This window comes from Bartonella sp. WD12.1, assembly GCF_002022415.1.
Classification (GTDB): Bacteria; Pseudomonadota; Alphaproteobacteria; order Rhizobiales; family Rhizobiaceae; genus Bartonella.
On sequence record NZ_MUBG01000001.1, the window covers coordinates 1,133,253 to 1,145,000 of the forward strand.

The 11,748-nt window shown below is 37.6% G+C and carries 7 protein-coding genes, 2 tRNA genes and 2 rRNA genes (1 of these 11 cut by a window edge); 5 read left to right on the forward strand and 6 right to left on the reverse strand.

Annotated features, from left to right (window positions below; translation table 11 throughout):
• The first annotated feature begins 464 nt into the window (after nucleotides 1-464).
• The 3 genes from dapB to BWD121_RS05045 all read left to right on the forward strand — a co-directional run bounded on the left by dapB (nucleotide 465) and on the right by BWD121_RS05045 (nucleotide 2,110).
• Nucleotides 465-1,271 carry a 4-hydroxy-tetrahydrodipicolinate reductase gene (dapB, locus tag BWD121_RS05035; RefSeq protein WP_078663641.1) on the forward strand — a complete coding sequence of 269 codons (807 nt, stop codon included), beginning with the start codon at nucleotides 465-467 and terminating at the stop codon, nucleotides 1,269-1,271.
• 30 nt (nucleotides 1,272-1,301) lie between these two features.
• Entirely contained in the window at nucleotides 1,302-1,931 is a 630-nt protein-coding gene (locus tag BWD121_RS05040; protein WP_078663642.1) for a 2,3-bisphosphoglycerate-dependent phosphoglycerate mutase, read from the forward strand.
• A 94-nt stretch (nucleotides 1,932-2,025) separates the two neighbouring features.
• Nucleotides 2,026-2,110: transfer RNA gene (locus BWD121_RS05045), tRNA-Leu, on the forward strand.
• Nucleotides 2,111-2,461: 351 nt separating this feature from the next.
• Here the strand turns inward: BWD121_RS05045 and BWD121_RS08680 are convergent.
• The 3 genes from BWD121_RS08680 to BWD121_RS05060 form a co-directional block, all read right to left on the reverse strand.
• Nucleotides 2,462-2,794, reverse strand: coding sequence for a YqaJ viral recombinase family protein (locus BWD121_RS08680; RefSeq protein ID WP_346418132.1), 333 nt, complete (start codon nucleotides 2,792-2,794; stop codon nucleotides 2,462-2,464).
• Nucleotides 2,795-3,178: 384 nt separating this feature from the next.
• Nucleotides 3,179-3,466 carry a hypothetical protein gene (locus BWD121_RS05055; protein ID WP_078663643.1) on the reverse strand — a complete coding sequence of 96 codons (288 nt, stop codon included), beginning with the start codon at nucleotides 3,464-3,466 and terminating at the stop codon, nucleotides 3,179-3,181.
• Nucleotides 3,463-3,696, reverse strand: a complete 234-nt coding sequence (locus BWD121_RS05060; protein WP_078663644.1) for a hypothetical protein — start codon at nucleotides 3,694-3,696, stop codon at nucleotides 3,463-3,465. The genes BWD121_RS05055 and BWD121_RS05060 overlap by 4 nt, the downstream gene beginning before the upstream one ends.
• A gap of 1,219 nt (nucleotides 3,697-4,915) precedes the next feature.
• Here BWD121_RS05060 and BWD121_RS05070 point away from each other — a divergent pair.
• Complete coding sequence (locus tag BWD121_RS05070) at nucleotides 4,916-5,827, forward strand: outer membrane protein (RefSeq protein ID WP_078663646.1); 912 nt, start codon at nucleotides 4,916-4,918, stop codon at nucleotides 5,825-5,827.
• 1,237 nt (nucleotides 5,828-7,064) lie between these two features.
• Entirely contained in the window at nucleotides 7,065-8,072 is a 1,008-nt protein-coding gene (locus BWD121_RS05075; RefSeq protein WP_346418133.1) for a YrzE family protein, read from the forward strand.
• Between the two features lie 1,026 nt (nucleotides 8,073-9,098).
• On the opposite strand, the gene BWD121_RS05080 is transcribed toward BWD121_RS05075, so the two are convergent.
• The 3 genes from BWD121_RS05080 to BWD121_RS05090 all read right to left on the reverse strand — a co-directional run.
• Nucleotides 9,099-9,175: transfer RNA gene (locus tag BWD121_RS05080), tRNA-Met, on the reverse strand.
• A gap of 114 nt (nucleotides 9,176-9,289) precedes the next feature.
• Nucleotides 9,290-9,405: ribosomal RNA gene (gene rrf, locus BWD121_RS05085) — 5S ribosomal RNA — on the reverse strand.
• Nucleotides 9,406-9,509: 104 nt separating this feature from the next.
• Nucleotides 9,510-11,748: ribosomal RNA gene (locus BWD121_RS05090) — 23S ribosomal RNA — on the reverse strand (it continues 574 nt past the right edge of the window).

The window sequence follows — 11,748 nt, forward strand, 5'->3', positions numbered from 1 at the left end:
TTAGAATAATCTTATATTGACCAATAAATAGTGATCTTAGTTAGAATTTTTATCAAATTGTAAAAAAACAATTCCTGTATATTATTAATACCAAAGGAAGTATTAAACTTTTTTCATATAACAACAAGAAATAATATTATTAAAATAATTTATATATAAAATAAAGTGTATATTAAAATTTATAATTAATATACTATGTATAGAATTAATTTATTATTCATTGTAATTAAATATAATAAAATTATACTAAACTTCAAAATATACTTTTGAAATATTTTACATACATTCGCAATAGTCATTGCTATAATGATAAAATATATTGCTTATACAAGCTTTATATAAATAAGTCATCAGTTTAAACATTTTAAATATACTAAATTTAGATTTATATGGAAAAAGAATAGTTGGCAAAAAGAAAATAATTTGCCTATAATCAAGGAGTAAAGTGTTACAAGGAGAAAAACATGCGCCTTGCAGTTGTTGGTGCCAATGGGAGAATGGGGCGTGCGTTAATTACAGCTCTCCAACATAGAAAAGGTGTAGAACTTTGTGGTGTGCTTGTGCGTAAAGGATCACCTTTTGTAGGAAAAGACGCCAGCGTATTAATTGGCTCAAATCTTCTTGGAATCTCAATTACTGATGATCCTGAAAAAGCCTTCTCTGACGCTGAAGGTATTTTAGACTTTTCCCAGCCACAAGCTACTATTATCTACGCTGATTATGCAGCCCAAAAAGGCATTGTTCACATTATAGGAACTACAGGGTTTAGTAAAGAAGAGGAAGCACAAATTGCAACTTCTGCGATGCATACAACCATTGTTAAATCTGGGAATATGAGCCTTGGAATTAATCTTTTGGCAAGCCTTGTAAAGAAAGCAGCTAAAACATTAACATTTGAAGACTTTGATATTGAAATTTCTGAAATGCACCATTCTGGCAAAGTTGATGCTCCTTCTGGAACAGCTCTTCTTCTTGGAAATGCAGCAGCAGAAGGTCGCAATGTTCAACTCCAAGATGTCTACGTTAGCGAACGTAAAGGCCATACAGGCGAACGTAAAAAAGGCACTATTGGTTTTGCTTGTTTACGGGGTGGAACAGTTGTTGGGGACCATAGCGTTATCTTTGCAGGTGCAAATGAACACATTGTTCTTTCACATTCAGCACAAGAACGTTCTATTTTTGCCAACGGTGCATTAAAAGCAGCTCTGTGGGCGAGAAATCATAAAAATGGTCTTTACTCAATGCTGGATGTTTTAGATCTGAACGATTAACATTAATCAATCAATTGCAGGAAATTTATAATGGGACGTACACTTGTATTAATCCGTCATGGACAAAGTGAATGGAACCTTAAAAACCTTTTCACTGGCTGGAAAGATCCAGATTTGACAGAAAAAGGTCATACAGAAGCAATAAAAGCAGGAAAAAAACTAAAAGAATCTGGCTTAAAATTTGATGTTGCTTATACATCAGCCTTACAGCGAGCACAAAAAACTGCTCAGCATATTTTAGAACAAACAGAACAAACAGATTTGCAATTGATAAAAAATCCAGCATTGAATGAACGCGATTATGGTGATTTATCTGGCTTAAATAAAGATGATGCTTGTCAAAAATGGGGGCAAGAACAAGTGCATATATGGCGCCGTTCTTATGCCATTGCCCCACCTAATGGAGAAAGCCTGCGCGATACAGGTGCACGTGTCTGGCCTTATTATTTTTACCATATCCAGCCCCATATTTTACGCTCCCAAACTGTTTTAATTGTAGCACATGGTAATTCTCTTCGTGCTCTTATTATGGCACTTGAAGGTCTAAGCACTGAAGAAATCGTATCTCAAGAATTAGCAACTGGTGTCCCTATTATTTATGACTTCAATTCTGATTCAACAATTTTATCAAAAAAATCATTACGCCTTAAATTATTATAATTGCAATTTATAGAGATAAGCCTCTTAATTCTAATATTTTAATGAACTAATGATCATTGACAGAGTTACTTCCCAAGCTTAGATAAATTCTATTGCCCAGATGGCGGAATTGGTAGACGCGCAGGTTTCAGGTACCTGTACTGCAAGGTGTGGAGGTTCGAGTCCTCTTCTGGGCACCATTTTTTGTTTTTAATGTATCGGAATATATAGATTTTTACTTAATTAGATAATTTTTAGACCACCCTTCCCACTTTATATAATTTTACCTAAATTGTTGTTATTTGCAGCTTATTTTTTTGGTATGAATGCCAAGATTTTTTTTTCATCTTACTCATTTACCCAGCTTATATGGTTGGAGAAAAGTTCCTTATATCACCCAATTCGAATTGGTGTTAATATATTGAAAAGCCATGTATACTCACGTGTTATGACATATCTATCACCATCATTAATATCATCTTATTGCCTCTCTCTTTAATGAATGGGAGCGCTTAAGGAGACATGTAAGTAACAGAGCACCCCCATAAGATTTAAGAAGCTTGTATAAAGATTTGCATTTCTTGTTCTATTTCTTCTAAAAATTTTTTGACAGCTTTATTTAAGCGTTCAATCTGTTCATTATCGCGTGAAATGCGTTGAATTTTGATATATAAATGAGCGTATTGGCTTTTAAGCTGAGGATTATAGCTGACAAAATCACACCATTTTCGTCCTGTGCAAGCCATTTGGAATTGCATTTGTAAGATATATTCAGGTTTGATTTTACCATCTTGTAAAAAACATACATGCGTTGTTGATTGAGAATATTTAACTTTTATAAGGCCTTCATCCCCAATGAGACCATCAGGAATAGTGCCTGCCATTTCAATTGTCGGATGGGGAATAAATCCACATCGGATGACAGCAATCTCACGTTTGAGGCTGTTTTTTAATCACCCTCTCTTTGCGTTTATTTCCCCATTTTATAGCTGGCATTTCATAAGATGATTTTATTTTACCTCCTAAGCATTTTGTGATAAATTTGAGTTTGTACTCCTCATATTTACTTGTCAGCAAACTTTTAGCTGTTCTACTGATAATGCTATCAATGTTTGAAGCTATAACTTTTCTTAAACGCGCCTGAAACCACTCTATTTGTGTTTGTTTTTTAACTGTTTGATTTGCGTAAGCAATTCACCAGATACCCTTTCGTTTTGGGGATTATAATTAGTCTTATTTGCAGCAAATAATCTTGTGAATAAGATCGGCTACACCTTCTTCTTTATAAAAAGCTTCATCTTCTTCATAAAAAAAAGACCAACAGAACCGAGAGCATAACGTGCACATTGTTTAATTGCTTCATTCTGCAACATGCGAACAGGATATTTTCGCCAATATTCTGTATCCTGTTCGCATTCTTTTAAATATTCGGATATTCTTACTGGGTGTTTCACGTTTTTCAAATACATAGCACCTGTAACAGAAAGCAGATTATCTTCACTATCGGTGTTTTTCTGAAGTTTTATATCATCGAGGTTAGGACTTGATTTGATCATCTTGATCCACCCAGCAGTTGTAGCAACTGGGATGATGCCATTTTTTTAGGAACAGCGTATATTTCCTTTTCTAAAGGATTTAATCCATGCCCATCGGCAAGATAAACAAAGTCTTCAAAATCTTCTTCAGAAATATTGAAATTGATACAGGTTTTGAAGAGTGCTTCACGAAATTCTTGTTCTGATAAATTATATTTCTGCGCTACTTTTGCTATGGTGAAAGTTGTCATCTTATTTTCCTTAATTTTGGATGCACCTTACCTGTGGTGTGAAAAACGCGTATGTTGAAAGACTCATGCTTTAATGTGATATCTTTTATATGCGCACTATCTTTTGAATTTACCTCCCTCAAGCACGCTAATTCTTTGTTCGTGATTTTTGCACTAGAAACGGTCTTTTCTATTGCGCTGAGTATTTGAATAATGCGGATTATACAATCCATTAGTTTTTTATTGATTTTACTCTAATAATGATAATAAAAAACCACTTGGAACACAACAATAAACCCAATAAAAATAACTAGAAAATTTGGGCTCTAGCTCTAACATTTTTGCCGCTTGGTTTAAACTAAACAGCCCACAAGATCGTTTTAAATATTCAAGTATTTCTGACTTTGAGTTAGACCAGTAATAATATGATCCTTGCGTTCATTTGCATTGGCAAATGTTTGTTTCTAAATTATGGAATAGACATAATATGCTTTAGTGTTATTTTAATTAATGTAGTAACACAAATAAAGAATTCTAAGAATTTAGAAGTAATTTTGCCTATAATATTGTTGTAAGGTAGGATATTCTACCTACAACACAAAAAACAAGAAATATTAAAGGTAGTAAAAAATATTACTTATACCGTTCCATCAACAAAGCATTTAAAGCTTCAAGCTTTTTCCTATTTCCAAATGAAGCACACGTTATAAGTTTTATATTTTCTTCGAAAATATTGAGCCAATTATTATTGTTATATGACATTTGTATTTCTAAATGCATTAAAAATAGCTATTAATTTATCCACAGAAAATCTTTTTCCTCCTTTGTGCAACCTGTGATCTATACACCAAAAAACAGGGACAATCTTTTCATATCACAGCTATTTATAGCATTAAGTATTATTGAGTCAGAAGCTGGGAAAAGAGTAAGAACAACACTCCCACGAAAATAACTTGATGTCTACATTAATGATATTGGAAAAATTTGCTGAATTAGGTGATTGTATTGTTCTGCTTGCTCCTAAAAAACCTAAAAAAACAAAATGATTTATTGCTAAAATCACTTTGTTTATTATATGTAAAGATACCGAAAGTAAGCACATATAAGCTTATTCTCACATAAAAGTCCTGGAATATGCCATAAAGCATTGTCTTTAAGACAAAGAAAAAATCAATATTTTGTAAATTTTTTGATGCAAAAATAACATTACGTATTTAAAATATTACCTTTGGAGAAAATTATGAATACAAAATGTTTAATAGCTACATCTATTTTCACTTTAGCTGCAATTTCTTTAGTACAAGCAGCAGATAGTATAGTCCCTAAAGAAAATTATAAAATGGGTGTTTCACCAATTGTTAGATACCCTACCTTTTCTTGGAATGGTTTTTATATTGGGGGGCAGGTTGGTGGCTTTTCAAGCAAGATTTCTGCAATGAGTCATGATGATGATATTCCTTTACTACCTACTACGAGTAGAAGACCTACAAAATGGGTTTCAGTTAGTGAAAAATTTTTGCCTAAACTTTCTGGTTTCATAGGTGGTCTTTATGCAGGTTCCAATGTTGATCTTAGTAATGGCCTTATCCTAGGCATTGATACAGATATAATTTTATCTGCACGAAAAAATACAAAAACTATCGTAATTACCCCTCCATCTAGTGGGAGTGATATTCCAGAAGAAAATAACTTAACAACAAACAATGAGAATAGCCAACAGAACGAACGGTTCAGAAGAGCTGTCCAATTAAGAGAAAATACAATTAATACAGAAGAGGCAGAGAAAAAAATAACATTTGAGTATACCTTAAACCAAAAATGGACTGGTGCTACACGGATACGTATTGGTTTTGCTGTGGATCGTATTATGCCTTATATTGCTGGTGGGATTGCTTATGGACAATTCCAAAATATTATATCGCTATCAAGCACAGCAATAGAAGATAAAGAACTTAATAGTATGGTGGATGAAACAAAAACAATGATTGGTTATACTCTTGGTGCTGGTATTGATTTTGCAATGACCGACAATATTATTTTGCGGGCAGAGTATCGTTATTCAGATTTCGGAAAAAAGAAATTTGCTAAAGATAGCTTTGAACTTCATTACAAGACTAATGATTTTCGTGCTGGAGTATCTTATAAATTCTAATTTCTTGTATATTGTATAACCTAATCACTAAAAAGCCTTGTTTCTAACAAGGCTTTTTTATTTGTTACATTTTTTCTCTAAAAAATTATCATACAGTATAATTAAACTTGGCATAAAAAACATCTTCCCACATATCGCAATAAATCAAACTTTGGAAAACAATAAATAATTTCAGTTGTTTAATCCGCTATATTGATAGATTCAAAATATTTTTGAAACACTTATATTAAAGCTAATAGCTAAAATCTATCAAGCTACTCCTAATATAAACATCGCATATCATTCTAATAAGATAGAATATTGTTTTAAAAAATTCTTCACATATAATTTTTTGCTACTGAATTATTCATATTGAACAAGTAAAAAATAATTTTAACAATCTCAAATAGTATTGATGTTATTTTTGCATCCAGTGTAGTAAGTTTAAGCCAAAATCATAATGGCAATAAGCTAAATTACTAAGCTTTTATATTTCGCCATGCATTACTTACTCCAATCAGTAGTTCTCCTCTCTATTAAGTAACACTATTTTTGAGCATCTTTTTCCCCTAATTTTTCTTTATAACCTGTAACACTAGTTACTGACGTTTTTCTTCAAATAAATGAACGTCATTAATAGAGCTTTTTTATTTTTAGTGTGTATTTTTATCACATTTGACCTATTGTGAGCACTCTTTCTAAGACAGTGTAATTCTTATCTGCTCTATCAGCAAAAGCATCAATATGCTCAAAAAATAACAAGAAACAATATCATCGTTCATTGTTTTATAACTTTGATCAGCATCAGCAATCTATTTATAACCCCACAAAGCAGCCATAACACAAGTTGCTCAATGCGGCCGCCAATAAAGAAAATAATAATATATTCCTAGCACACCATAATACTATAATATGCTCTCATCATTCATTGCAGTAAGAACAGTGCAACCATTCACAAGAGCCCATCTTACAAAAGTTCCCGCACCTAAAAATCACAATAAGAAACCCCATTACACCGCTATAACACTGTACTACTCTCTAAAGAGCATCACATCATTGATCCCTTTAGTAAATAGATTATTATAAATGATCATGACAGTGAGACACTTTATTTTCAAGGTTTATTTAAACGGAATATAGCTCTCTAAAGACCTGGCATCATTAGGCGTACCCTTTCCTTCTATCAATATCTCCCTAGATTGAAACATAGACGCAGATCATGCGTTGTATATCAATACTCATAGAAGGAGATAAACAAATGGAAACGCGCATTCCAACAGACACATCATTAAATCCACATTTTCATGGAGAAAAAATTGTGGAACCTCAGCGTCCAATATTTCATAGGCCTCTTTCTTGGTCAGCTCTTTTTGCAGGATTGATCACAGCTATTGCTACTTCAATTTGCTTTTCTTTTTTGCTCGCAGCTTTAGGTTTAGGACAAATTGACCTCTATTCTTCTGCACCTTTTGGAGGAGTTTTGATGTCTGTTGGCATCGGTTCCATTATTGTGATGTTCCTCAGTCTTGCTATTGGTGGTTTCGTTGCTGGACATTTTGCAAAACAAGCAGGAGCAGCACATGGCTTCTTAACCTGGGCTCTTCTCATGCTTCTTATAACACTTCAGACAACTCTGTTCGTTTCCGGAGCAGCGCACATGGGGGTTCAAACCCTCTCAAGCGTTGCATCTAGCTCCAAAAACGCCATTTCTAGCCTAGGAAAAGGGATAGGTACCCTCTTCTCATCTTCAGACTACGACTATTTTAACAAACTGTTGAGTGATAAAAACAGCCATAAAATTGATTTTGACAAACTAGGCAAGGATTTACGAACAGTGCTTAACGAAAGCAACATTCCAGCTCTTGACCCTAAACGTTTGAATAGTGTTTATAAAGAGAGCGTAGATGATATACAGTCTGTCATCACAGCTTTGATGCACAATCCTGCTGGTTATCCTGTCTATCTTAAGAAGCTAGGCAATCGTTTATCTAGCCGCCTTGAAACGATTACAGATAATATTGATCGCAGTGATGTCATCCGCGCTCTTATGAGCAATGGCATGACCCAGGCTGAAGCTGAACACACTGCAGATCGTGCAATCACTCTTTATCAATCAGCACGAGTAAAAACTGAACAGGCAATCAAAAATTTCAACCAACAAGTTGACACACTGTCTCATCACCTTGAAGAAACAGCAAAAAAGCTCAAAGCTTTGCAGATAAAGCTATTGGAACAGCTTCCACAATTGGGTGGTGGAGCTTTTTAGGTAGCCTTATCGGTGCTGTTATTGCGACTGTATGTGGCTATTATGGCTCCAAAAGCCGTAAACATTGCTACCTACTTACAAGCTTTGCCTAAAAAGCACTGCTGCAATGGATCATAATTGATCATTACAACAAGAAAGCTGCTAACTCATGGCAGCTTTCTTTCTTAAAAGGAGAAACAATTACCTCTAGCATTTCGAAAGATGGACAAGTGCATGCTTAAAACATCTACCAACATATAAAAATATCCCCTTTTCTGTTAGCATATAGGTGATTTTATAATCTAATTTTTAGTTTGCTAGCTTAGTGTTTAGCATATTTAGAGTGTTTGTAGCATTATTATGCAATAGCGTAGCCCTACTTTTTTTCCAGATGAAAGAAGCAAATAAGATCTGACAAGAAAGCCTTTTCCCTTTTTTATCAGTGCTTTTATTGCCTTGATGAAATACGCACGATGGCTAAAATGACAAAAACTTAAATACAAACACGACCTTTGCAAAGTATATGACACTTTTAAAAAGCTGAAGAAACACCGCAAGTTTAAAGCTTGATACCTATATCAACATTCACAAGAAACACCATAATCATTCTTTTTTATAAAAAGCCAAGAGTGACCTTTCTAACCTTGAACCCAAACAAGATTATTGAGCACTGCAACGACACCTTTTACAGCGCTATATCTCATAAAAAAAAGAACAAATGCTTTGTATCCCTATCATTTATGCACCCTACCATTTAAACAAAACAGATACACCCATTTACCCGTTTGTAGTAGATAAAAAGGAGTGCAGAAGAAATAACCTCTCGCCCCTCTTTGAAGAGGCAACAAACATATAAGCGGCCACGCAAATATATAAGAACTATGTATTTGTATTATGAAGACGAGAAGAGAGTTGCAGAGAAACGGTCAGATAAGAATTTTACAGCAGATATAAAAAAAGATGAACGAAAGCAATAAGAAGCAATTATTGATTTCCCACAGTGATGTTTTTTTGAGAAGAGAGTACAGATATTGTTAGGATTTTTGTTGGTTGCGGGGGCAGGATTTGAACCTGCGGCCTTCAGGTTATGAGCCTGACGAGCTACCGGGCTGCTCCACCCCGCGCCATTGCAGAGATCCCACAGTTATTGTGACGATGATATTTTTTGTAACAAAATCACTTGACTGCTGACCTCTATTGAAGACTTGTTTGAGAAGACCCTTGTATGTTTTTAACAGACCTGGCAGTGACTTACTCTCCCGTGCCTTAAGACACAGTACCATCAGCGCTGGAACGTTTCACGGCCGAGTTCGGGATGGGGATCGGGTGCAGGCATTCCGCCATAACCACCAAGTCAGCTAAGAACATATAAAGGAACGAGAACTGGTTTTTTTGCTTAGTTTTTTGTTTATTGAAAATACAATAAACAAAAATAGGGAATGAATATAGGGAATGGGAACGATCAAGCCTATCGAACGATTAGTATCAGTAAGCTTCATATGTTACCACACTTCCACACCTGACCTATCAACGTGGTGATCTTCCACGGTTCTCAGGGAATACTCGTTTTCAGGTGGGTTTCCCGCTTAGATGCTTTCAGCGGTTATCCCGTCCGTATATAGCTACCCTGCTATGCGGCTGGCGCCACAACAGGTCCACCAGAGATACGTCCATCCCGGTCCTCTCGTACTAGGGACAGATCCTGTCAATATTCCTACACCCACGGCAGATAGGGACCGAACTGTCTCACGACGTTCTGAACCCAACTCACGTACCGCTTTAAATGGCGAACAGCCATACCCTTGGGACCTGCTCCAGCCCCAGGATGCGATGAGTCGACATCGAGGTGCCAAACAACCCCGTCGATATGAACTCTTGGGGGTCATCAGCCTGTTATCCCCGGCGTACCTTTTATCCGTTGAGCGATGGCCCTTCCACACGGGACCACCGGATCACTATGACCGTCTTTCGACTCTGTTCGACTTGTCAGTCTCACAGTCAGGCAGGCTTATGCCATTGCACTCAACGAACGATTTCCGACCGTTCTGAGCCTACCTTCGCGCGCCTCCGTTACTCTTTAGGAGGCGACCGCCCCAGTCAAACTACCCACCATACACTGTCTTGAATCCGGATAACGGACTGCAGTTAGACATCCATATCCATAAGGGTGGTATTTCAAGGATGACTCCACAAGAGCTGACGCCCCTGCTTCAAAGTCTACCACCTATCCTACACAGATAGACACAAATGCCAGTGTAAAGCTATAGTAAAGGTGCACGGGGTCTTTCCGTCTAACCGCAGGAACCCCGCATCTTCACGGGGAATTCAATTTCACTGAGTCTACGTTGGAGACAGCGGGGAAGTCGTTACGCCATTCGTGCAGGTCGGAACTTACCCGACAAGGAATTTCGCTACCTTAGGACCGTTATAGTTACGGCCGCCGTTTACTGGGGCTTCAATTCGATGCTTGCACATCTCCTCTTAACCTTCCAGCACCGGGCAGGCGTCAGACCCTATACATCGTCTTGCGACTTCGCAGAGCCCTGTGTTTTTGGTAAACAGTCGCTACCCCCTGGTCTGTGCCACCCTTTAACGGTTGCCCGAAAAAGGGTCACGCTTCTTCCGAAGTTACGCGTGCAATTTGCCGAGTTCCTTCAACGTAGTTCTCTCAAGCGCCTTGGTATTCTCTACCTGTCCACCTGTGTCGGTTTCGGGTACGGTCTATACGTGGGAGCTATTTCCTGGGACTACTTCACTGCAAGATCAATCCAATAAGACCTTACAATATACGCAATCCGTCACTTCCCACAGGTCCACGAATATTAACGTGGTTCCCATCGACTACGCCTTTCGGCCTCGCCTTAGGGGCCGACTCACCCTGCTCAGATTAACTTTAAGCAGGAACCCTTGGACTTTCGGCGAGGGAGTCTCTCACTCCCTTTATCGTTACTCATGTCAGCATTCTCACTTCCGATACCTCCAGGAGCTCTCACGAGTCTCCCTTCACAGGCTTACGGAACGCTCCGCTACCACTTACTCATAAGAGTAAATCCACAGCTTCGGTGTATGGCTTGAGCCCCGTTACATTTTCGGCGCAAAGACCCTTATTTAGACCAGTGAGCTGTTACGCTTTCTTTAAATGATGGCTGCTTCTAAGCCAACATCCTGGTTGTTTTGGGATCCTCACATCCTTTCCCACTTAGCCATAACTTAGGGACCTTAGATGGTGGTTAGGGTTGTTGCCCTTTCCACGACGGACGTTAGCACCCGCCGTGTGTCTGCCAGTGAGTTCTTCCAGGTATTCGGAGTTTGGTTAGGTTTGGTAATCCGGTGAGGACCCCTAGCCCATCCAGTGCTCTACCCCCTGGAGAATTACACTAACGCTCTACCTAAATAGATTTCGCGGAGAACCAGCTATTTCCGAGTTTGATTGGCCTTTCACCCCTAGCCACAAGTCATCCCAATCTATTGCAACAGATACGGGTTCGGCCCTCCAGTAAGTGTTACCTTACCTTCAGCCTGCTCATGGCTAGATCACTCGGTTTCGGGTCTAATCCAACGAACTGAACGCCCTATTCAGACTCGCTTTCGCTACGCCTACACCTATCGGCTTAAGCTTGCTCGTTAGACTAAGTCGCTGACCCATTATACAAAAGGTACGCCGTCACCCAGAACGTATCTTGGGCTCCGACTGTTT